This window comes from Paenibacillus sp. KS1 (genome assembly GCF_001680695.1).
Classification (GTDB): domain Bacteria; phylum Bacillota; class Bacilli; order Paenibacillales; family Paenibacillaceae; genus Paenibacillus_B; species Paenibacillus_B suaedae.
The window spans coordinates 59,610-82,369 of record NZ_MAIS01000018.1 but is presented as its reverse complement, the minus strand read 5'-3'; the positions used below and the strand labels follow the sequence as shown (position 1 = coordinate 82,369).

The following is a 22,760-nucleotide window of genomic DNA, read 5'->3' as shown; positions in this document are numbered from 1 at the left end:
AGTGCTCTACCAACTGAGCTATCAGGGAATGACAAGTACTAATTTATCATGAATCCAATATAGTGTCAACACATTTCAAAAAATAAATGTAAAAATAGCAGACAAGCAGTCAATCAGTTCGCTTCAAACCAGCGAGACAAGGCAACGATTAACGCCCCCATTCGCTCCTCATCTGGAACTAACATCCGCTTTATCCCTTCATCTATCGCCGCTGCAGCTGTAACTTTGCCCACCGCCGCGAGCAGTGTTCGTTCTTGGAAGATCTGGACCAGCTTATCCGCCATTCCTCTTTCCTTCGCATAGGCAAATAGGAATCGAAGTTGTGGAGCAGCCGTTACGGCAACTGCATCTATCTGTCCCGACAACAGCTCTGAAGTGAACTGCTCCAGTACGGCCTCATCGGGCGGAGTATGCCGGTAAGGCATCAGCTCTATAGATTGCGCACCTGCATCAGCGAGAAATGCGTTCAGGGTTGGGGCTGGGTCTCCGTGCAATTGCAGCGCAACTAATGAGCCGCGCCATTGTTCAGCATCATAAGATGCCATAGCCCTTATCAGACCAAGCGTTGAGCCGTCATCATCTCGAATATCTGGGACGATGCCAAGCCGCTTCAATGCATTAACGGTTTTGTAGCCTCGTGCTGCATGCCGTATCTGCTTCAGCTTCACTAGCAGTGCCTCTTCTCTTCCCGCTTCACGCGCCGCCTCCAGCAGCTTCTCAAGCCCTATTCCTGTCGTCCAGACAGCCCACTGCACAGGCTTGTCTATTACCTTGTCCACTTCCGCAGCCAGATGGTCAAAATGCTCGAACATCGTCCCTTGAGTTGGCCTTACAAGCGGTATTCCTCCCTGCTTCGCAACAAGCAATGACATCTCCTCAGCTTTGCGTGGACCTGTAATTGCAATAACCTTCCCCTCACATTTCGGCATGACAAGACCTCCCTCAGCTATTGTTTAATTGGTTCACTACGAGTACGAGTAATGCTGTATGATGAACATTATCGCTGTACGTACGGCAGTTCATTATTTCTCTACCTGCTCAGTCATTAGCAGCATCTTCAACTTTCCGTGACAACGACCACATACATACTTACGAACATCCACCTTGCGTTTGCGCATATAAGCTTGTCCGCACTGTACACATACCAAGCGGTATCGATAAGGCATTTGACGGGTGCGGGCAACATCCGGCAGCGATTTGCAATATCTAGATCCTCCAACTGCTTGCAGCAGCTGTCTGAAATCTGCATCCCGATGCTTGTACCCTTTCCCTTCCAAGTGCAGATGGTAATGACAGAGCTCATGCTTAATAATACGTTCGACTTCTTCCAGGCCATTCTGCTCCAGCTGCTTCGGATTGATTTCAATATCATGCGAGCGCAGCAAGTAGCGTCCTCCTGTTGACTTCAGCCGCGAATTATAACGTGCCTTATGCCGAAAAGGCTTCCCGAAATCACGGAGCGAAACATGTTCGATCCATGCTTGCAGCTGTTCATCTGACATCTTCATCCCCCTTTTGCCTCATCGTCTCAGTCTGCTATTTCTAATCCTGTTCGAGATAAGTTGCTTTCGGGGTATGCCTACATTGTATCGGGAAAGGTTGTCCCCTACAACAACAAGAATGAAGCATAAATTCCTTTGAGATACAGGCAGAGATACTTGCAGAAATGCTTGCAGAAATGCTTGCAAAGATACCTGCAGAGACGATTGCGGACCTGCACCAAATGCGGCCAACGCCCATATGATAGCGTTACAACGACGATTCTCTCGTCCCCGCCGAAGGAGGGATACTCATGCCGCAATGGTTATGCAATCAGCTAATGCGCGCCTTCAATAAGAAGGATCGCCGTCAAATTAAGCTATTAAATGAGTGTTGGTTTTTTTACCGTTCGAAGCCGCGTGCGCATACGTAAATGGCTCCGTACGCTGCGCAACATGCACAAGCAGAAAGTCAGGCCTTAGATCATCATCGTATATAGGGAAAAACCCCCGATTGAACGAACGGCGTCTCATAACAAGGTGTGAGACCGTCCGACTTCCTCATCGGGGGACTTTCGTCATGCTGCAATATGCTACCGTCATGTTTCATATTTTACGATTGCATGTATTACATATATGGTTTTAATGCTTTCGTTCTATCGCTTTATCCCTCTTTTACTTCGGAGCCTTCATGGTAAGACCGACCCGGCCCTTCTTCATATCCACTTGCAGTACCCATACCGTTACATTATCACCGACAGAGACAACATCAAGCGGATGCTTCACAAAACGGTCGCTAAGTTGAGAAATATGCACGAGGCCGTCATTCTTAATGCCGATATCAACGAATGCACCGAAGTCAATAACGTTGCGAACCGTTCCCTTCAGCTCCATACCAGGTTTCAAGTCCTCGATTTGGAGGACATCTGTACGGAAAATAGGCGGCGCCAACTCCTCGCGCGGGTCGCGACCCGGACGCAGCAAGCTGTCGATAATATCCTTCAGTGTAGGTGTACCTACCTCTAACTTCTCAGCCAGCTCATTTATATTTGCCCCGCTCAGTGCCTGTGTTAACGCAGCTGTCCCAATATCCTCCGTACGAAGTCCCATGAGCGCGAACAGCCGATCAACAACTCCATACGACTCTGGGTGAATCGGCGTCTTATCAAGAGGAAGATCTCCATCTGGAATACGGAGAAATCCTACACATTGCTCAAATGCCTTCGGCCCCAGACGCGGCACCTTCTGCAGCTGCTTGCGAACCGTAAATTTCCCGTTCTCTTCCCTGTACTTCACGATGTTCTTAGCCAAGGTTGCATTGATGCCTGATACATAAGACAACAAGGACGGAGAAGCCGTGTTCAAATCTACACCAACATGGTTAACTGCCGATTCCACAACGGCGCCCAAGCTCTCCTCCAGCCTCTTAGGAGCCACATCATGCTGATACTGACCAACTCCAATAGCCTTAGGTTCAATTTTAACCAACTCCGCTAATGGATCTTGCATCCGACGAGCAATCGATACTGCACTGCGCTCTGCAACATCCAGAGAAGGAAACTCCTCTTGGGCTAGCTTAGAAGCCGAATAGACACTAGCGCCAGCCTCATTGACGATTACATATTGGATTCCAGCTCCACCGCCTGGACGGGACTTCAACCAATCTGCAACAAATTGCTCGGTCTCGCGAGAAGCGGTTCCGTTGCCGATTACGACCAACTCAACCCCATACTTGTCTGCGAGTCTGCTGAACGTCTGCTCAGCCTCTGCCACCTTATGGTGAGGGGCTGTTGGATACGTTACTGCTACTTCCAGCAGCTTGCCTGTATCATCGACCACGCACAGCTTGCAGCCTGTCCGGAAAGCGGGATCGACACCTAATACGGTCTTCCCCTTTACTGGCGGCTGTAATAGAAGACTTCGCAAGTTCTGTGCGAATACTTGGATTGCTTGCTCCTCAGCCTTGTCAGTTAGCTCATTGCGTACATCCCGCTCAATCGACGGTGCAATTAATCGCTTGTAGGCATCTTCAATCGTCGCCTTCAGTAAGGAAGTGACGACAGAGTCGCGTTGGATCACTTTCCGCTCCATATAAGCATGTACCTGTTCTACAGGCACATCTAACGCAACTTTCAGAATGTCTTCACGCTCACCGCGGTTAATCGCCAATATCCGGTGAGAAGGCAGCCTGCGAACCGGTTCCGTGTACGCATAGTACATCTCATATACCGATTCCTGCTCTTTGTCCTTCGCTTCGGTACGAATTATGCCCTGATCAAATGTAAACTTACGAACCCAGGCTCGTATAGCAGGCTCGTCGCCCACCATCTCCGCTATAATATCAAGCGCACCCTGCACCGCATCCTCAGCGGTTGCAACGCCCGCTTCTTCATTTACGTATGAAGCGGCTTCCGCTAACGCGCTGCCTTGCTTCGGGAACGTCAGGATCCAGTTCGCCAGCGGCTCAAGCCCCCGTTCCTTCGCCACGCTTGCCCGCGTCTTCCGCTTCTGGCGATAAGGACGGTACAAATCCTCTACCTCTTGCAGCTTCGAAGCTTCTACAACTGCTTGCTGCAGATCCGCTGTCAGCTTGCCCTGCTCTGCAATCAGACGAAGCACCTCACGCTTGCGATCCTCCAGCCCGCGTACATAAGCAAGCCGCTCTTCGAGTGCGCGCAACTGGTTCTCATCCAGCTCTCCAGTCATTTCCTTACGATATCGCGCAATAAATGGAATCGTATTGCCCTCATCCAATAAGCTGATAGTTGCATCTACCTGCTTCGGATTCAGTGATAATTCGCTTATAAGCTGCTTGCGCAGTCGTTTTGGCTGTTCCGCAGCCATCTGTTCTAGCAAGGGTTCCAATGCTGTCATATCGATAACGGATTCTTGTCCTGCCATTCGTTACATCCTCTCTGCAACCCGAACCCTCATCGAAGAATTCGAGATATTAGGTATCGCCGGCACTTGTCCGGCATTTACGGTTTCTTAGATTGATGCCTGATCATTATGCTCTCTCTATTTTCGCAAAATTGAGCCTTATTTTCCAGCGCAAAGGTCACAAATCGTTATGATCCGATTCACAGAGGGATATAGCTGTATCCCTGTTTCTGCTCATAGCAAAAAAGAACGAGGCAATCCCCGTTCTTCTCATTCTCAATATCGTATCTAGAAGTCGATCAAGCCCACACTAATTTGCAAGCCTTCATCAACCTTGCGCATCGTTTCCTCATCCAAGTGCGTTATCTTATCCGTCAAACGCTGCTTATCGATCGTACGAATCTGTTCCAGCAATATGACCGAATCACGATCAAAGCCGTGGGTTTCCGCATCGATTTCGACATGGGTCGGCAATTTCGCCTTCTGGATCTGGGCTGTAATCGCCGCAACGATCACCGTTGGACTGAATCGGTTGCCAATATCGTTCTGTATGACGAGGACAGGTCGAACCCCTCCCTGTTCCGAACCAACGACGGGCGATAAATCCGCAAAAAATACGTCGCCGCGCTTCACAATCAATGTTTACACCCCACTAACCAAACGGCCGAGAGTGCCATCCGCATCTTCTTCCGCATAAAAAGCCTCCGATGCCATTGTGAGATTGATTTTAGCCATTTCCATATAGCCACGCTGCATCGATTCACGAATGTGCCGTTTCTTGCGCTCGTTCAAATATAATTTCATCGCTTGTCGGATAAACTCGCTCCGATTGGATTTCTCCATAGCGACGATGCCGTCCACTTCTTGTAATAATTGGTCGGGCAAGCTGATCATGATCCGTTTGGTGTTCTGAATATTTGCCACCTGTCCTCGCACCCCCAAAACCTTTCCTGCCTAGTTACCATTATGTCGATTCCGTAGAAAATTTATACAAAAGAATATATATGCCCAATGCAGACGAAGTATGTTGCATCACCAACAAGTTCGTCTCAACAACATCCCTACTGAGCCTCTCCATTTCATTCGCCCTTGGGACACCAAAATCCTTCAAGTTCCGCAAAAAGTTTCGCGGTAAATGGTTCCATATGCCGAATCATCAGATGCGCGGCACTGCAACCTGCAGTATTTATCCCAGAAGGAGCGGATTCGACACCTTCACGACTTGCCCGTTGTCGATGTATACGCGCGGTACACGATTCGCGATCATGCATGTGACCTCATAATGTATCGTGCCTAACCATTCTGCTACCTCGGCTGCCGTTATGCATTCCTCGCCTTGACGGCCAATGAGCACAACTTCCTCACCTGCTCCAATAGTGCTGGCAGCCTCGCCTAATGGCAGCAAAGACAGCATGCACTGATCCATACAAATAGTCCCTACTACCGGTACACGTTGCCCTCGAATGAGCATCGAGGCTTTACGCTGCAGCAAGCGTGAATAGCCGTCTGCGTAGCCTACCGGCATCGTAGCTATCCATTCACCATCTCCTGTATGGTAATTGACCCCATAGCTAACGCCCTCATTTGCAGGAAGCGGCTTGCTGTGGCTAACCGCACTCTTTAAGCTAAGAACTGGCTCCAGTGCAATGCTCTGCTGATTGACTTCCGCGGATGGATATAGTCCATACAGACTGATACCAACACGCACCATTTGATCGCTCCAACTCGGCATGTCGATCGTGGCCGCACTGTTGCTGGTGTGGACGATCGGGATCGTAATCCCGTGTTCCTTCAGGACATCAACAACCGTTAGGAAACGATCACGCTGCACTTGCGCATACGACTTATCCGCCTCATCAGCTGTCGCGAAGTGAGTGAACAGCCCCTCTACCTCGACTCCTTGAATCGATCTTAACCGGTTAATCGTACGCACCGCATCCTCTGGACTGCGAATCCCAAGGCGTCCCATACCCGAATCAATCTTGACATGAACCTTCAATATGCGACCGGCGTGATTGGCAGACCATTGAGAAGCCTGCTGCTCTAACGCCTGCACACATTCTTCTGAAAATATATTCAATGTTATATCATATCGAAATGCCGCTTCTATTGCTTCTGGCGGCGTATATCCAAGTATCAATATTGGCGTATGGATGCCTGCCTTGCGAAGCTGGATCGCTTCCTCCAAGAACGCTACATTCAAATAATCAACACCAAATTGTTCTGCGGCGCGAGACACTTCTATCGCACCATGTCCATATGCATTCGCCTTTACACATACACTTAGCTTCGTCGAAGCTGACATTGAGCTGCGAAATGCTTGCAAGTTCCGGCGCAATGCATCTAAAGAAATCTCTGCGCGCGTCGGGCGAAAATACGTATCCAAGTCAACCACCTTCACCGTCTCCTCGTCTCTCCCGTTCAATCGTCAATATCCTATGTTACTTGCCGTCAGGAAGACTGTCAACCAACGGAGACCGTGTTTACCACCCTTTTCTAAGGAAATAACCACATAGCTAGTCAGAATCTCCCGTTTCCTCTCTTGAGATACGCATAAACGCGGCCCGAATTTCATGTACATGAATACGGACCGCGTAAGTTAGATACTCTATCTTATTTTCCTGGCTGGTCGACTAATGATTGTGCAATCTTCACCATCTCAGCGGTCGGGAGATCTGAGCTGACGATGCGATATTTGACACCATCATACATCCAGGTGAGCGCCTTTTGCTCCTCGCCCGACAACTGTCCGACCGTAAAGCCAAGATTCAAGCCTTCCCCAATCGGCAGCCCTGTCTCCATATCCTTCGGACGGGATTCCATAAGGGTGAAGTTATACGTTCCTGTATATCGAATCACTACAGCATGCTCCTTGCTGTCTGGAATTGCCGGCTCATCCTTCTTCGCTACCCCCTCTGGCAAGTAGGATGGCTCATAATTCCAAATGGCCCAAGCTCAGCTTCATCATTGCTGCGATCATTTGCTCCAGCATCAGAGCCTGTTGTCTCCGAACCTGTTCCTTCTGTCGTACCCGATGATGGCTCGGTGCTGTCTGGATGCTCCGAATTGTCAACTTGAGCATTCGTTTCCTTCGTTTCGCCTGTTGGAAGCTTATTTACCTCGACAGTCGTGTTTGGAAGCGCGGCGTTCTTCATGCTCGTCATATTGCGCTGCATATCGAAGGAATCCTGCTCGAACTTCTTGCCGAAGTCGAATTGATTGAACTTCATTTCCACAATGACCTTGGAATCTGAATCACTCACTTGTACTTGCTTTGGTGCATAGCTATCCTTGTTCAACCATATTTTCTGACGAACCAAAGAGTCAGTCTGATAATTAGCCGCCACTTCAAATACATAGTCTTCACCATCTGCTGTGAACTGGCGAGCGTTGTCAGACAGGATGCTGCGTACTAACGTTTGATACAAGTACACTTGGCCTTGGTTCTCTGGCCAATCACTCTGGAAGCGGAAGATTTTATTCAAGCTTGGTGTCAGGACGAAGACGCCTTCCTTGTTGCGAAGCACAATTTGCGTAATATCCTTCTTCTCATTCTTTAGCTCAATCCGGTAGTACGACGGGTTCTGATACCATACCTCAACCCGGTATTCAAGCGGCTGTTGACCCGAGTGCAGTGTCATCGTGCCGATGCCTGCATAGCTTTCCAGTTTACTCATTACCTTGTCCAGATCTTGAACCACCGCGGTCGCATCCTTTTTGCCGCATCCAGCTACTAGGATTGCTACGCTCATCACGATGGCCAACACCCATGTGATCCGACGCATGAGATCATCCCCTCTGACATCAATATTCTTCGATTCGGTGTACTCCTCATCACTGATAACATGTCTATGTAGGAACTTGGACGATTATGCAGACTAGCATGACAAGCGTGACAAGTTATCTTTGTGAAATTTACACTCTCCGGTTCAAGGAATACACAAATTGGCGTCGAATATCATGAGAGGGAATCAAGATAAGAATATCATTGGATCAATTGCAGATTCAGGGAGTAGTGATTGACATACGATCTTGGACAAAAGTTATCCTATTTATTGTAGCTACCGCTTGCTTGACGCGGTTCATCCCGTTCTCAAGCTTCTTCCGCAATGTGGACACGCTAATTCACGAGCTGTCTCATGCCCTTATGACCCTTGTACTCTCAGGCAAAGTGATGTACATTCATTTATTCAGCAATCAGAGCGGCGTTACTTATTCTGCCTATACGTCGACGTGGAAGGCCATTCCGATCTCTCTTGCTGGTTACATCGGCGCTTCGTTATTTGCTGTACTGCTGTTCTATTTGCATGCTCGCAAGCAAGAAGCCGCTGGACTGATCGCTATCGCGTCCTTAGCGCTCATCAGCTTAATTCTATTTGTCCGCAATGGGTACGGCATGATGTGGTGTGCTGGCTTCGTCATACTGACAGGCCTCATCTGGAAGTTCGCACCTCCGTGGCTTCGGAGCGGCTACTATTTACTAATTGCGTTCATTTGTCTCGTGGAATCGGTCATAAGTTCCGCATACCTTGTCTACTTGTCAATGAAAATGCCTAATGGAGCAGGAGATGCTGCCAATCTTAGTCATGTTACATATATACCATCCATCGTGTGGGCGCTGCTGTTTACCGCCGTGTCGCTATGGTGTGCAAGAATATCAATGGGCATCTTATTTCATGGCCCTCGTAGAGGGAATCGGTAAACTTCCCAATAAGAAAGGAGCTGTCCAGCATGATGGGTATCATCCATGTCGGACAGCTCCTTCGTTTATGTAACCGCTGAGTTTTTTGTTCGTCTGAATGTAATATCTTTTGCACCGGGTTCTGTATTAAGCGGAGCACTTAGCAGAATTATATTCCCTTCCTCGTCGGCAGCAAATTTTATATTCGCTGTTACCCCTAATATTTCTGAATGTATCGTGAATACATGCTCCCCAGTCTGACTCATTCGAAAACAACCGACATGAAAAACAGCCTGAAGTTCATTCTCCACAACTTGAACCTTAACGGTTCCATAACCAGGATGCTCGTAGCTTCCTTCATACCTCTGGAGTGTGGTTGAAGAAACCAACACGGCCTCTCCTCTTGATGCAGCGCTTTCGGCTGCCATTTGTTTTCGTTGTGCTTCCCATTTCTGAATATCCTCACGGAGTTGTTCGCACCATTCAATAGGATCAAGATTCAAAAGCCTATCATAGACAGTCAATGCTAAAGATGTAGGAAGCATGGTACCTTGTCTGTTCGTCAGCAGAACAATGCCGATCCTTTCATCGGGTAGGAAAGAGATGTGCGAAGTAAATCCGTCGATGCCACCCCCATGCTGAAGCATGCGGTATCCACGATATGATTCGAATCCCCAACCCAATCCATAACAGCTTAATGGAAACTCCTTCTTTCCGAACAACATTGGTGGGCAAGACATTTGTGGAGAATGTAAGGTCACAAGATTCTTCTCTGAAATAATACGCTTCCCTTTGAAAGCTCCATTTTCAAGATTAGCAATCAACCAATTACTCATGTCCATGACTGTACTATTAATAGAACCAGCAGGTCCAATCGCATCGAAATTGCGATACTCAACTTTTCGAAGCTGCCCCTCCTGTTCGATGTAGGGAACTCCCGCATTTTCATGCAACTTCAACTCATTCACGGAAAAGCCGCTCTCCTTCATTTCCAGTGGATCGAATATTCGCTCTTGAACAAGCTGTTCCCAAGTACACTCCGCTACATGCCCTGCTATATATCCAGCAGCCGTATACATAATATTGTTATACTGCCAGGTTGACCTGAAATCGACATTAGGCTCGAGGTATTTGATTCGCTTGATTATCTCCTCGCGAGTCAAGAAAGAGCCGTACCACATATTATCATGCCGCGGCAAACCGGTACGATGACACAACATGTCTCGCATCGTAATTCGCTCCGCTGCCATCGAATCGTACATATCAAAGTCAGGGAGATACGTGCGCACAGGTGTATCCCATTCAAGCTTCTCATCATCAATAAGCTGAGCGGCTACCATTGCAGTAAATGCTTTCGAACAAGAGCCAATGGCAAACAGCGTAGTCGGGGTCACAAGGAGCTTCTGCTCAACATTCCTATAACCGAATCCTTCTGCCATAATGACCTCTCCATCCTTCACAATGGCGAGTGCTAAGCCTGGGACGTTCCACATTTCCATTTGCTTTTTGACGAGAGTATGTAAACCTTCCAATACGTACTGAGCATCCTTTGTCGTATGAACCATTGAGTTGGCACTCCTCTATTGAATCCATGTGGCGTCGTCTAGCATCTTGCCTCCAGACGCGCTGACAAGCTTCTCTACTACCTATTGTTGATGCGCACCCACTACTCATTGCCAATATTATCCATAATAACCCATTGATAGCGAACGATGATTCTCTCACTACATAATCAATGGATCTTTTAGAACAACTGAGTATTCATTTCATAATTTTCTTCAACATACAAAAATCGCGGTTATTCATACCCTCTCCTCAGGAGAAAGAGATACTTGTCACCGCGATCTAGTAACGAATGCTAGTGTACTTTTTTTAATAAGCTCACCCTCCTAGGAGCAGGCTGCAAGCTTAGATAATGCCATGATGACTGCGCCATGCGCAGCATCTTTCTTCGGTGTAATGCAGTCCATATTGGGATAGTGTTCCTTGAGCATGGCTGTGAAGGCATCCCGCACATTGCTGTTCTTCAGCAGTACGCTTCCTGCCATGGCAACTGTTCCTGACTGCAGAGACAACTTCTCTACAACCGGGATAACAAGTTCACAGAGAGAACCTGCCGCCTTGTGAGCAATCTCCAGAGCCGCAGAATCACCAAGCTCACATGCCCGCGATAATATCGGAGCAAGAGCTGCAATATCCTTCTTATTCGTCTGCTTGTCGTATACGAATCGAATCAATTGCTGCATAGACTCAATCCCCAGCTGTTTCATAACCATATCTGTAATCGGCGTTGCCGGCATGCGTCCGTCATGTGCCCGTACAACGATGGACAACAAGTCACGCCCAATGCTATAACCACTGCCCTCATCATCGATGAGATGGCCGTAGCCGCCTGCGCGATGGGACTGGCCCGCTACATTTTTCCCATAGCAAATGGATCCCGTTCCAGCAATGAGAATGATGCCATATTCACGATCATGGGCGCCGTACAAGGCTGTCTCTTGATCACCGGTAATGATCAGCCCACCTTCATAGCCGCAATCGCGGACAATGGCTTCCAGCCGTGTTACGACTGTCGGGTTGCTGACTCCGGCTGCACCAATGCACACCTGTGCACAGTTGCCCAGCCCGCCGCATACGCTGGCGATCGTCTCAAATATTTCTTGCAAGCTTGTGCGCACACTCGCTTCATCCTGACCATTAATATTAATGGCTCCAGATGTGAAGGTATGCACGGCTGCTCCATGTTCGTCCGCTATATTTACTGCCGTCTTCGTACCGCCGCCGTCTAAGCCCGCTACGTATGTCAACGTAAGCTCACATCCTTCATCTTCCTTGTAAAGGCAGTTCTCTATTTATACAAATGATACTGCTGCTTCATGGCACTGAATTCTCTGCTCTCTTCACGGAATTGCTCCAGCATCGCTTCTACATTAAGAGATTCCTCACGATACAACTTATCTCCGCAGAGCAAATCGATGAACGGTCTGGAATTCTCCTTCACTGGCGGCAAGAAAGCGAACTTCTCATAATTGCGCTTAATAGTGAACATTAATTTAACTCCCGCTTCAAACGGCTGCACCGCGCGATTGTCGAGCACATGGATCTGCACCCCGCCGCATTGCTCTCCTTCGAACTTCGAGAAGGATGGCTTGAAGTATACTGGACGGAATATAATGCCCGGCAGCTTCTGACGATTCATCTCGTTTGCCAGCTTCTCTGCCTCAATGAACGGTGCACCGATCATTTCGAATGGCGCTGTCGTTCCTCTGCCTTCTGATATATTCGTTCCCTCGAATACACAAGTCCCCGGGTACAACAGTGCTGAATCATAACGTGGTAATCCCAGAGACGGCATAACCCAAGGACGCCCCGTATCCGTGAACTGCATCGACCGCTCCCAACCGTCACAACGAACGACATGAAGCTTGCAGTTCCAACCCATTTGTTCGTTCGCCATCAGAGCGACCTCTCCTGCGGTCAAACCATACCGTACCGCTAATGGATAGTTGCCGACGAAGGATTGATAGCCTGGCTTTAAGATATTCCCTTCAACCGTCGTGCCATCAAGTGGATTAATCCGATCCAGAACAACGAATTCCTTGCCTGCCTTCGCGCAATCTTCCAGCGCGTACAGCATCGTATAAATAAACGTATAATAGCGTGCGCCAACATCTTGGATGTCGTATACAACCATATCCACTTCATCCAACATTTCTTGACTGAGTCGCTTGGAATCCTTGCGATACAAGCTGTATACAGGAACGCCTGTAAACGGATCGGTGTAAGTCTCAACCTGTGCACCGGCAGCTAAATCGCCACGAACGCCATGCTCCGGTGAGAACATCGCTACAAGATTGAAGTTGTCATGCATAATTTGAATCGTCGATTCGAATTGATTGTTCAATCCGGTCGGCGACGTAATGAGTCCAATTCGCTTGCCTTTGAATAGCTCCGTATATTCTCCAATGCAATCAATACCGTTGCGGATCATAGGTGCCTCCCTCTAAGTGCGCGTTCACTTGCCAATTTTACAATTCTGATTTTCGAATACACATCGTCTCTGCTGGAACCATGAACGTTTCCGCATATTGCTTCCGTGCCTCAATACCGCGAACCCGAGCTAGGTGCTTGTAGTATTCGAGATACGGGAATGACTTGCTGCCCGTTACGAACCAATGCAAGGACACTGCCTTCACCCACAGATCGTAAGCTTCTTGCGAGAAGTCCACGTACACGTAAGGCTTGTAGTCGACTGCATCCTCCCAATTTTCCGCATAATAGAGTGTAGAAGCGAAGAATGCAGGGAGCTCCCGCTCGAACGATGCCAGCCCAGCAAAGAAGCGTGCATCATTGACAATGTGATGAGTCGTCATATGATCCTTGTGCATGCTGTTCTTGAAATGCGTAATAATAATGTTCGGACGTACCTGACGAATGACATCGCAAACTCTCAAGCGCATTTCTTCATTATCCTTCAGTTCCCCGTCTGGAATTTCGAATACGATCGCTTCACCGCCGAGCATTTCCGCGAATGCCTTCGCTTCGTTCACCTTCTGCTCGCGATATTCCGCCATATCTTGCCCGGCTGGAACCCCACGTTCTCCTGCTGTCAAAGCCAAAGTGACAATACGGTCGCCCTTGAGTGCGTGGCTTGCCAATACACCGCCTGCCGTCAGCTCCATATCCCCCACATGTCCACCAATTGCTAGAATCGTTCGACGCTGCTCGCTCATACCTACAACTCCTTCCTCATGATCGAAAATGATTTGACTGTCTGGAAACCTGCCTTCTCGTAAATGCGAAGCGCAGGGTTGGTACTGCCTGTGAACAACGACATATATTCTGTTCCCATGCTGCGAAATGCTTCGCAAAGCTTGAAAAACAAAATGGTTCCAAGTCCATGTCCCTCATGTTGCGGGCTCACGCCAATGCCTGCAAAATATCCCCTACCGCTCTGCTGGCGAATGACCGGCCCTGCGAAGCCAACTGCTTCTCCTTGATAGGCTGCAATTACTACGGGAACACCGTTAGCAGCTGCTTGCTTAATCTCCCTGGTCCAAAATGGGTTGTGCAGTTCCTCTAGCATCGACTCGATCCCACGATGACGATTAAGGTCGACCAATTCCACCGCGTAGCCATCTGCTGCCGCTGCCAATTCTTTGTTCGTGATCGGCTCCGGAACTTCGAAGCTAGCCAATTGCAGATACATCGCTTGTTGAACCGCTCGCTCGAAGTAGCCATGCTGCAGCAGGTAATGATAGAGTTCACTTCCGACAGGCACCCCAGGCGCATTGTTATGCTCATGCTGCGGTGTATTCGGAATATACCAAGGGAGCATCATTGGATTGAAGAACAGGATATCTGCCTGCTTCTTCCCAAGCTCACGGAAACGTCCCTCAACTGCATCCAGCATCTGTGAATAGTACTCGTCTGTACGGTAATTGTGAGACAAGACGATGCACGTAATATACCCAGCATCATGACCTAGCGGCAGATCATCTCCCGTACAGCCGCAAGCGAAGCCCTGAACACCGCCATCATCATCAAGTAACACGAATGTGTTCTCCGGATCGAAGTATGGGTTAGATTGAAATATGTCATGGAAGCTCTCTACGGTAAGCTCTTTATATCCATCGCGAACTGCCTCTTCATTCCATAATGCGATAACGTCTTCCCTATATTTGTTGTCCCATGTGACAAGCATCGCAGGACCTCCAATTAAACATTAAACCTTCATCGCAGCGATGAAGGTTCAGGATTAGATTGCAGGACTATTAGCCTTTCACCGCACCTACGGTTACCCCTTGCAAGAAGTACTTCTGCAAGCTGAAGAAGAGAATAAACATAGGCAACGCTGAGATTGTAGCCCCTGCCATCATCGGCGCAAAGTAAGTCGTGTTGGCAAATCTGAAGTTTTTGAGGCCTACCTGAATCGTCTGCATATCCATCGTATTGGTAACCAAGAATGGCCAGAAGAACGTATTCCAGCTATCCATAAACGTCAGGATCGCCATTACCGCCAGTACTGTTTTAGACAAAGGCAAAATGATTTTGAAATACACTTGGAACTGGTTACAACCTTCAATCTTCGCACATTCCAGTACCTCATTCGGAATACTGCTCATGAACTGCTTCGAAAGGAAGATATTATATACAGTAACGAGACCAGGTAAAATCAAAGCGCTGTACGTATTTTGGATTTGGAAAATGTTAACGATTAAGATGTACAACGGCACTTGTGTTACCTGATACGGAATCATCATCGCAACGAGAAGCAATGTAAACAATGCTGTTCTGCCTTTGAACTTAATTTTAGAGAAGGCATAGCCAGCCATACTTGCAAAGAACACGTTTGATACCGTAACAACAGCCGCCACAAATAATGAGTTCAATAACCAGCGCAGTGAGTATTCACTGTAATCAAAGAAGAATTTATACGATTCAAAAGATATTTTGGATGGGAAGAGCGAATAGCTCATCGCCCCAGCTTCGACGGGATCCCCAAAGGAAGAAATAAGCATAAAATAAATAGGGAAGATCGTTGCCAAAGCAAATAGTAAAAGTATGAATATGATGGCAGCGTTTCTCGTATGTTTAGCCGCCGGATTTCCATTATGCGGATTGTAAAGTGACATCGTTGGCTTCTCCCCTTTCCTTAGTACTCCACGTCTTTACCCATAAATTTGAACTGAGCGAACGATATAATAGCGATAATTCCAGCCAACACGAGAGATTGCGCTGCAGCTTTACCGAATTCAAAGTATTTGAATGCGTTGTCAAAGATGAGCAATCCGACCATTGTTGTCGAGTTGTCTGGGCCGCCGCCTGTCATCAGATAAGCGTTCTGGAATACTTGGAAAGAGCCGATAACACCCGTTACCAACAAGAACAACGTTGTTGGCTTCAAGCAAGGAATGACAATGTACCACAGCTTCTTCAGGAAAGAAGCGCCATCCAATTCTGCTGCCTCATAATAACTATCATCAATACCGAGCAATGCTGCCAAATAAATAATGATGCTTGTACCATGGCTTGCCAGCCAGGACATCAGAACCAAGGAGAACATTGAAGTCGCGCTTGAGCCGAGCCAGTTCAGATTGCTGATCCCGAACAGCCCCAATAGCTGGTTCATAATCCCGGATTCCATTGGATCGAAGATCCACAGCCATACAACGGACATGGCAACGCCTGATGCAACAGCAGGCAAATAGTAAACAGCCTTGAACGTCGTCTGCAGCTTCTTGCTGAGCGGCAAGATGAGAATGGCGACCGCAAACGAGATCATCAATGCAACGGGAACCGTAAGTACCGTATACACAACCGTATTCTTAATTGACTTCCAAAAGAGCGGATCTTTAAAGGAAGAAATATAGTTATCGAATCCTACCCATGTAGATCCTAGCGGTTTATAATCCTGAAAACTAATAATAAAGGCACTTACTACCGGATATGCGGTAAAGACTGCGAATACAACCAATGCAACCGCGATAAACGCATATCCCCAACCGGAATCTCCTCTAATTTTCCGTTTCTTCAACGGCTTAGCTAATTGGGCCATAATGCGAAACCCCTTTCAATACGCAATGTCATAAACATTTTCGGATAGCCGCACTTCCATGTACATGTGTGGTTCATGCGGCTATCCGAAGCTGACTTCTTCTTAGTCCTTCACAATGCCGTCTTCACCGAATGCTGCAATGGCTGCCTCTTTCACAGCATCGTACATTTTCTCTGGTGTAATTTCATTTGCGATCAATGCTTGCAGCTTAGGTACTATCACTTCTGTTTCCAATTTAATTGCTTTTGCAGCCAGATCTGCTGGGATGTCTGGACGTGCAGGAGTTGCATGGCTAAGCAATTTTTCTACAGCCTTTTCATTGAACTCGTCTCTTTCGATTGGCATTTTTTCTGCTTCTTTTCGAGCCGATTCCGTAATGTGCGCTGCAAAGAGATCATTGTTCGTTGTTGCTGCTACTTTACCGCTTGCAAGGAAGTACGCAGCTTTTACTACGTTCGCTTTATGCTCAGCCGTTGGCTCATTCTTTCCACGGAATGTTACATAACCATCTACTGCAACTGCGGATTTCTGCTCCTGACCCAAGAAGGTTGGAACCGGAAGCACCGTATATTCGACCGGAATGCTGCCTTTTACTTCGCTGCCATCTTTTTTCGCGATTTTTTCGTTGTTTTCTTTTGAATTGTTTTCGAAAGTAGCAAGACCTTTACCTGTAATCATCGTTTGCCCTGTCAGGAACATGTTCCAGCGCTTACCTGCGTCGACAGAGCTAAGTTCTTTCGGCATCGAGCCGTCATCAATGAGTACACGAATATCCTTCAATACTTCAAGGAAGTTTTTGCTTGTGTAAGCGTATTTCATGTCTTTATCGAAGAATGCAGGCATGCCTGCATTTTTAACCAGAATCCCCAAGTAATCCTTGGAAGCTACACCTGCCGTAGCGAATACAAAGCCATAGCGGGACGTCTTGTCGCCTTCCTTCACAACGCCCTTCTTCACAGCTTCGCGGAATTCGTCAAATGTCCAGCCGTCTTGCTGAACTTTCTTCCAGTCGATTCCTGCCTTCTCCAAGAACTCTCTGTTACCGCCCAAGGCATGAACTTCCATGTATGCCGGGAAGCCGTAAAGTCCGTTGCCACTCTTCATGTATTCAAGCGGAATTTTGTCATAGTCAGCAATCATTTCGGGCGTTGCTACACCTGTCATATCCATTAGCATGCCTTGCTGGATATACTTTGGAATCCCTGCAGACGGGATGAATGCAATATCTGGCGGGCTGCCCGCGTTAACTTGTGTATCAAGCTTCTGCGTCACATCTTCCCAGCTTGCTGGCTCAATCTTCAGCGTCAGGTCAGGGTACAACTCGCTAAATTCCTTCTCCATTTGCTTGAAGTTATCTTGGAACTTACCGGATACTGGTGGCAACAAAGCTGTAATTGTATCTTTTCCACCTTTGCCTCCGTTCGCCTGTTCTCCGGATTTTGCATCATTGGAACTTCCGCAAGCCGACAGCAAGGAAATTGCCAAGGTAAAAGCACAGATGGACGCTAATACACGCATTTTTTTTCTCATTGATAAAGCCCCCCTCAAGGATATCGAATGATTTCTATACCGCTTTTGTAAACGTGCCAATTGCTTTTTTCAAACTACCTTCACTCTGCTCTAATGCCCGTTCCGCTTCAGCTGCGTCAAGTCCTGTCTTGATCATCATGATGGCTAGCTTGCAGTTCATGGAAGCGCTTTCTAAATAGCTAGTCGCAGTCTTCGCATCAACGCCTGTAACCGCTTGGATAATCCGAACTGAACGGTCGCGCAACTTGATATTACTCGCTTTCAAGTCAACCATCAAGTTATTATAGGTCTTCCCAAGTTTAACCATCGTGCAAGTTGTCAGCATATTCAGTACCAACTTCTGGGCTGTACCCGCTTTCAATCTTGTCGATCCCATAATGACTTCCGGTCCTACAACAGGTGAGATGCATACATCGCAGACGCTCTCTATTTTGGATTGCTTGTTATTCACTACGCCGATCGTTGCCGCTCCAATTTCCCGCGCCTTTCTCAAGGCAGCAATTACGAATTGCGCGCTTCCGCTCGCTGTAATGCCAACAACCGCGTCCTTGTCTGTCACGCCGCATCTCTCGATTAATGCCATCCCCTCCTCTGCATCATCCTCGCAGCCTTCAACGGCCCATCTCAGTGCAGTGTCTCCCCCAGCGATATGTCCTTGCACTAGCGAAGGGTCAGTTCCGAAAGTGGGTGGACATTCTGAAGCGTCGAGGACGCCGAGTCTGCCGGAAGATCCAGCCCCGACATAGAACATTCTACCGCCATTTTTGAGCGCATTGTGCAGGGTGTCGACCGCTTTTGCAATTTGCGGAATCTCTGCTGCAACCGCTTGCGGAACTTTCGAATCTTGCTCATTCATGAGGCGCAGCATCTGATCGGTTGTGCACTCGTCTATCACTAATGTCTCTGGATTGATTTCTTCTGTCGTTAGACCCGCCAGATACTCATCCATAGCCATCCTCCTATCCTGTTTTGTATAACTTGCTTATATATCCATCTTAGACCTAAATGTCATCATGGTCAACAGTTTTTGAAATAAAATTTTATTATAAAATAAATTATTGGTGTTTTATTTTTGTTTTTCAACAAAAAAAGACACCGGCGCACGTGCCCTGCCGATGTCTGCCATGTTGATCTTTTCTTCGTATCAACGATGCTTGCTGGCCAAAATATTATGTGTTTTCGTCAAATACTTCTTCACATTCTTATATTCCGCACTCGCTACTCCTGCAAAAAGAATATCGATAACCGTTAGCATAGCGATACGAGAGCCCATCGCACCGCTGCGAATCGTAACCTCAGGCGTAGATATGCTCAGCACGATATCGGCATTATCCGCCAGCTCGCTTTTCGTATACTTCGTTATCGCAATAATACAGGCGCCATTTTTCTTGGCGATTTCCAACGTATCCAGAATCTCAATCGTATCGCCTGAATTCGAGACAAAGATCGCCACATCGCCCTTATCGAGCAGTGTAGCCGCCGTTAATTGACTATGCCCGTCCGTATACGCATGGCACATCTTGTTGATGCGCGAGAACTTCTGCTCCCCATCAGTCGCAACAAGCCCTGACGCACCAATACCGAAGAACACAACCCGATTGCTCTCGCGCAGCACCTGCACGGCACGGCCGATTTCTTTCCGGTCAATGACACAGAGCGTATCCTCGATGGATTTGCTATTGTTGCGCGAAATATTAGAGATGATCGTATCTAAATCATCCCCTGGTTGAATGTCTGTATACTGATCCTTCTGCTCGTCATCCATCGATCCGATTGATGCGGAGATGCTGACGATAAAGCTGCGGTAGCCTGAATAGCCCATCGTCTTGCAGAAGCGAAGCACGGATGCGTCACTGGTCTTCGTCAGCTGCGCCAAGTTCTTGATCGACAAGTGCGGTATTTCCTCTAGGTTGGCAAGTACATACTCAGCAACGATGCGTTCTACTGGCGTGAGACTATCCTTCATATCACGGATTTTGATCAAAATATTATCATGTATCGACATATGTCTATCCCTACTCGCCAAGAAATTTTATTTCGAAATAAAACCATCATTTTGGTATTATATTTTATTCTAGCTTGCATCTTGTCAGAATGCAATGACTTTCATCGCACAATTGTAAAATTTCCAAAAATTATACAGGAAATAGTTACAAAAAAAGGCAACAGCTTTTCAGCCATTGCCTTGTTCACGATCTATATTATTTCACGTAATAATGGAGCGGATAGGTGCGATATTGTGCCGGAGGCATTTTCTCGGTCGTGTAAAAGCCCGCAGGTGACTGCAGCAGATCCGGAATGCGATTGACCACCGTTGCACAGGTAAGCTCTACGGTAGCCGGGCACGCGATCTTAACCTCTGTCTTCGGCTCACCTTTGATGATCCAGTCATTATGATCCACTTCGTCCTCCGCATATACCTTGCCGATGCATTCTGTCACGATGACCGATCCTTGATGGGTTACCGTAGTGACGACCGCGGACATACCCGTCGCGTCGCCAGCCGGAATCGTTCTGCCGAGCGTCGTCGAGTACAGATCTTTGTCATGCGTCATCGGAATCAACTGCTGATCCATCGATTTGATCGTCCAGCCGAACTGCGAGCACAGCCACTCATTGGCATTGCGCATGAAGGAAGGCAAGTCATTGTTGCTTGCAATCTTCTCTTCAAATTCCGCAAGCGTCAATCCCGCACCATGAACCTCTGCCAGTGCAATGCCGTACTCTTCCACGTTGTAGCTGGACATGCCTTCGATTCTCGTAATCTGATGCGTTGCTCCTGCCAATGTCGTGATCAAGCTGCCCCAGAATACATCCTGATACCCGGATCCCGTCAACGTGCAATTGTTGTCCTTCGCCAGCCGATCCAACCGGTTCGTCAGCGCCGGAGAAGTCGTCCATGGATAGAAGGCCTCTTCGCATGTACTGATGGCGTTCACCCCATAACGCGCAGCAAGTTCGAATGCAGCATACGTATCGCTTAGCAAGCTCGTCGTCGCAATAATGCACACCTGCGCGTCACACTCTTTGAAAACTTCCTCTGCATCCGAGCGAACCGGCACGTTCAGCTTCACGCCGAGTCCCGCTACTTCGCCAACGTCCTTGCCGACGACGGTCGGATTCAGATCGATTGCACCAACGATTTCGGCCCCTTTTTCATACAAATATCTCAAAAAGTAAATCCCCATTTTCCCGCAGCCATATTGAATCACTCTGATTTTTTCTCGCATGTGGACAGCCTCCTTGATGGATTGTTATTAATTTCACAATCTAATGTATCTGAAATACTTGGAGCTCCTATGTCCTCATCATAAACTCTATAGCAACTATAGAGTCAATCCCTTTTGTACGGGAATCTGCAATTTCATGAACATGTTGCGCTCCTCATGATGAAATACTGGCAGTTCAACTACGACTTCGCAAATGTAATCGCCTATGATGTCGTATCCAAGCTCGCGAACGTAGGCGAGCAGCTTATTAGCGCACTCCTGCTCATCGAAGAAACTGCTGCAATAGATGCACAAATAGTCGTGCTCGGGAATCCATTCAACCCCCTCTTGCATAGCAAAGTCATCTTCGACAAACAGAAATATTTCCGTGGATACGAACTCACCTCGCTTCAACCTGTCCTTGCGTATCATTGAACCGACATTGCAGAAGTATGCCATCGGCAGGTGATTCACAATTGCCTGTGTTCGCAGCTCTCGCAATATATACTCATAGGATTCCAACGTGTTCTCATAGATATTGATGCCGCTGTCATAGCAAAGGATTTTGCGTGCAGGAATGTGCTCCAGCACAATATGTCCGTCTTTTGGCGCTTGGATATACGTTTCATAATTGTTGATGCTTACGTTAACTGCTCTCCTCATCTGCTCCAGTTCATTCATTTTCTGCTCAATTAGCGCCGCCTGCTTCCGCAGCATTGCAGGAATCGATTCGACCTCTTCATGATCGAGCCATTCCTTGATGCTGTCCAAGGACATTCCCAGATACTTCATATAGTTGATCATGTCCAATCTTGCGCACTGCTTGATTGCATAATACCGATAACCTGTGCTTTCTTCAATAAACTCAGGCTTCAAGAGACCGAGCTTGTCATAATAGCGAAGTGTTTGTACAGAGGTATGATTCAGCTCGGCCATGCGGCCGATAGATAGTTTCGTCATGACGGTGCACCTCAACTTGTAAGCTATTAAACGTATCTCTATCCTTTTCGCTTCATCATGTCGATTGTCCTTCTACGATCTCTACCGTTACAGCATTGGTTGTTAGCGTAAGACATTCCGTTTCTTTATCCTCCTCATGCCCACACCTTAATCAATTTGCCCGAGCTTCCATGCTTTGTTTTTATCCAGTGTAAAATTTGCGGTGTAATTTCTTATTTCATCAGGCTGCTCATTTGTACGATACGAAACGAGATATCGATTCGTTTCCCCCATTTGTCAGAACGATCGATGAAAAGCGGCTTTCCAACAAATTGATACTCAAATGAATTATCGAGTAAGAACATAAAAATTCCCCCGTACGCATGCAGTTTCCACCTTTCTAATTCATTAATTTCATAAGAAAAGATTATATAAAAAAGGCGCTTTCCTGTTGGAAAGACGCCTGACCGAAATGACTGTAT

At 47.5% G+C, this 22,760-nt stretch carries 20 protein-coding genes and 1 pseudogene; 2 read left to right on the top strand and 19 right to left on the bottom strand.

Annotated features, from left to right (window positions below):
* Positions 1-113 precede the first annotated feature (113 nt).
* Positions 114-929: a uroporphyrinogen-III synthase gene (locus BBG47_RS08575; protein ID WP_065291389.1), complete on the bottom strand. Its 816-nt coding sequence runs from the start codon at positions 927-929 to the stop codon at positions 114-116.
* A 93-nt stretch (positions 930-1,022) separates the two neighbouring features.
* Positions 1,023-1,502 (bottom strand): SprT family protein, encoded by a 480-nt coding sequence (locus BBG47_RS08570; protein ID WP_065291388.1) that lies wholly within the window; start codon positions 1,500-1,502, stop codon positions 1,023-1,025.
* A 290-nt stretch (positions 1,503-1,792) separates the two neighbouring features.
* Here BBG47_RS08570 and cmpA point away from each other — a divergent pair, with 290 nt between their 5' ends.
* On the top strand, positions 1,793-1,912 hold the full coding sequence (cmpA, locus tag BBG47_RS29295) for a cortex morphogenetic protein CmpA (protein WP_021254410.1): 120 nt from the start codon (positions 1,793-1,795) through the stop codon (positions 1,910-1,912).
* A 241-nt stretch (positions 1,913-2,153) separates the two neighbouring features.
* Here cmpA and BBG47_RS08565 read toward each other — a convergent pair whose 3' ends face one another.
* The 5 genes and pseudogenes from BBG47_RS08565 to BBG47_RS08545 form a co-directional block, all read right to left on the bottom strand.
* Complete coding sequence (locus BBG47_RS08565; RefSeq protein ID WP_483310708.1) at positions 2,154-4,352, bottom strand: Tex family protein; 2,199 nt, start codon at positions 4,350-4,352, stop codon at positions 2,154-2,156.
* A 294-nt stretch (positions 4,353-4,646) separates the two neighbouring features.
* Complete coding sequence (locus tag BBG47_RS08560) at positions 4,647-4,997, bottom strand: type II toxin-antitoxin system PemK/MazF family toxin (protein ID WP_019422581.1); 351 nt, start codon at positions 4,995-4,997, stop codon at positions 4,647-4,649.
* Between the two features lie 3 nt (positions 4,998-5,000).
* The gene (locus tag BBG47_RS08555; RefSeq protein ID WP_019422582.1) at positions 5,001-5,282 is read right to left on the bottom strand and encodes a CopG family ribbon-helix-helix protein; all 282 of its coding nucleotides are present in this window, start codon (positions 5,280-5,282) and stop codon (positions 5,001-5,003) included.
* 262 nt (positions 5,283-5,544) lie between these two features.
* Positions 5,545-6,783, bottom strand: coding sequence for an alanine racemase (gene alr, locus BBG47_RS08550; RefSeq protein ID WP_321163065.1), 1,239 nt, complete (start codon positions 6,781-6,783; stop codon positions 5,545-5,547).
* 188 nt (positions 6,784-6,971) lie between these two features.
* Positions 6,972-8,143 (bottom strand): annotated as a pseudogene (locus BBG47_RS08545) (LolA family protein).
* A 230-nt stretch (positions 8,144-8,373) separates the two neighbouring features.
* Between BBG47_RS08545 and BBG47_RS08540 the strand changes: the two are divergent.
* Complete coding sequence (locus BBG47_RS08540; RefSeq protein ID WP_251488719.1) at positions 8,374-9,060, top strand: M50 family metallopeptidase; 687 nt, start codon at positions 8,374-8,376, stop codon at positions 9,058-9,060.
* 65 nt (positions 9,061-9,125) lie between these two features.
* Here the strand turns inward: BBG47_RS08540 and BBG47_RS08535 are convergent, their stop codons facing one another.
* From BBG47_RS08535 to BBG47_RS08480, 12 genes are all read right to left on the bottom strand, one after another.
* Positions 9,126-10,604: a serine hydrolase gene (locus tag BBG47_RS08535; protein ID WP_065291386.1), complete on the bottom strand. Its 1,479-nt coding sequence runs from the start codon at positions 10,602-10,604 to the stop codon at positions 9,126-9,128.
* A 324-nt stretch (positions 10,605-10,928) separates the two neighbouring features.
* Entirely contained in the window at positions 10,929-11,849 is a 921-nt protein-coding gene (locus tag BBG47_RS08530; protein WP_065291385.1) for an N-acetylglucosamine kinase, read from the bottom strand.
* A 41-nt stretch (positions 11,850-11,890) separates the two neighbouring features.
* A complete protein-coding gene (locus BBG47_RS08525; protein WP_065291384.1) occupies positions 11,891-13,033 on the bottom strand; it encodes an exo-beta-N-acetylmuramidase NamZ family protein in 1,143 nt (380 codons plus the stop codon).
* A gap of 37 nt (positions 13,034-13,070) precedes the next feature.
* Positions 13,071-13,775, bottom strand: a complete 705-nt coding sequence (locus BBG47_RS08520) for a PIG-L deacetylase family protein (RefSeq protein ID WP_065291383.1) — start codon at positions 13,773-13,775, stop codon at positions 13,071-13,073.
* A 2-nt stretch (positions 13,776-13,777) separates the two neighbouring features.
* A complete protein-coding gene (locus BBG47_RS08515) occupies positions 13,778-14,746 on the bottom strand; it encodes a GNAT family N-acetyltransferase (protein WP_065291382.1) in 969 nt (322 codons plus the stop codon).
* Between the two features lie 70 nt (positions 14,747-14,816).
* The gene (locus tag BBG47_RS08510) at positions 14,817-15,677 is read right to left on the bottom strand and encodes a carbohydrate ABC transporter permease (protein ID WP_021254303.1); all 861 of its coding nucleotides are present in this window, start codon (positions 15,675-15,677) and stop codon (positions 14,817-14,819) included.
* A 20-nt stretch (positions 15,678-15,697) separates the two neighbouring features.
* The gene (locus BBG47_RS08505) at positions 15,698-16,600 is read right to left on the bottom strand and encodes a carbohydrate ABC transporter permease (RefSeq protein WP_044353459.1); all 903 of its coding nucleotides are present in this window, start codon (positions 16,598-16,600) and stop codon (positions 15,698-15,700) included.
* Positions 16,601-16,702: 102 nt separating this feature from the next.
* A complete protein-coding gene (locus tag BBG47_RS08500; protein WP_065291381.1) occupies positions 16,703-18,130 on the bottom strand; it encodes an ABC transporter substrate-binding protein in 1,428 nt (475 codons plus the stop codon).
* Between the two features lie 34 nt (positions 18,131-18,164).
* Entirely contained in the window at positions 18,165-19,079 is a 915-nt protein-coding gene (murQ, locus tag BBG47_RS08495) for an N-acetylmuramic acid 6-phosphate etherase (protein WP_065291380.1), read from the bottom strand.
* A gap of 195 nt (positions 19,080-19,274) precedes the next feature.
* Positions 19,275-20,135, bottom strand: a complete 861-nt coding sequence (locus BBG47_RS08490; protein ID WP_065291379.1) for a MurR/RpiR family transcriptional regulator — start codon at positions 20,133-20,135, stop codon at positions 19,275-19,277.
* A 196-nt stretch (positions 20,136-20,331) separates the two neighbouring features.
* Entirely contained in the window at positions 20,332-21,360 is a 1,029-nt protein-coding gene (locus tag BBG47_RS08485) for an NAD(P)H-dependent amine dehydrogenase family protein (protein WP_065291378.1), read from the bottom strand.
* A gap of 96 nt (positions 21,361-21,456) precedes the next feature.
* Entirely contained in the window at positions 21,457-22,299 is an 843-nt protein-coding gene (locus BBG47_RS08480; protein WP_065291377.1) for a MerR family transcriptional regulator, read from the bottom strand.
* Positions 22,300-22,760: the final 461 nt, after the last annotated feature.

Bases quoted from the DNA above. Each gene is read 5' to 3' on its own strand.
- BBG47_RS08575 (WP_065291389.1), bottom strand. From the start codon at position 929: ATGCCGAAATGTGAGGGGAAGGTTATTGCAATTACAGGTCCACGCAAA.
- BBG47_RS08570 (WP_065291388.1), bottom strand. From the start codon at position 1,502: ATGTCAGATGAACAGCTGCAAGCATGGATCGAACATGTTTCGCTCCGT.
- cmpA (WP_021254410.1), top strand. From the start codon at position 1,793: ATGCCGCAATGGTTATGCAATCAGCTAATGCGCGCCTTCAATAAGAAG.
- BBG47_RS08565 (WP_483310708.1), bottom strand. From the start codon at position 4,352: ATGACAGCATTGGAACCCTTGCTAGAACAGATGGCTGCGGAACAGCCA.
- BBG47_RS08535 (WP_065291386.1), bottom strand. From the start codon at position 10,604: ATGGTTCATACGACAAAGGATGCTCAGTACGTATTGGAAGGTTTACAT.
- BBG47_RS08525 (WP_065291384.1), bottom strand. From the start codon at position 13,033: ATGATCCGCAACGGTATTGATTGCATTGGAGAATATACGGAGCTATTC.
- BBG47_RS08520 (WP_065291383.1), bottom strand. From the start codon at position 13,775: ATGAGCGAGCAGCGTCGAACGATTCTAGCAATTGGTGGACATGTGGGG.
- BBG47_RS08515 (WP_065291382.1), bottom strand. From the start codon at position 14,746: ATGCTTGTCACATGGGACAACAAATATAGGGAAGACGTTATCGCATTA.
- BBG47_RS08510 (WP_021254303.1), bottom strand. From the start codon at position 15,677: ATGTCACTTTACAATCCGCATAATGGAAATCCGGCGGCTAAACATACG.
- BBG47_RS08505 (WP_044353459.1), bottom strand. From the start codon at position 16,600: ATGGCCCAATTAGCTAAGCCGTTGAAGAAACGGAAAATTAGAGGAGAT.
- BBG47_RS08500 (WP_065291381.1), bottom strand. From the start codon at position 18,130: ATGAGAAAAAAAATGCGTGTATTAGCGTCCATCTGTGCTTTTACCTTG.
- murQ (WP_065291380.1), bottom strand. From the start codon at position 19,079: ATGGATGAGTATCTGGCGGGTCTAACGACAGAAGAAATCAATCCAGAG.
- BBG47_RS08490 (WP_065291379.1), bottom strand. From the start codon at position 20,135: ATGTCGATACATGATAATATTTTGATCAAAATCCGTGATATGAAGGAT.
- BBG47_RS08485 (WP_065291378.1), bottom strand. From the start codon at position 21,360: ATGCGAGAAAAAATCAGAGTGATTCAATATGGCTGCGGGAAAATGGGG.
- BBG47_RS08480 (WP_065291377.1), bottom strand. From the start codon at position 22,299: ATGACGAAACTATCTATCGGCCGCATGGCCGAGCTGAATCATACCTCT.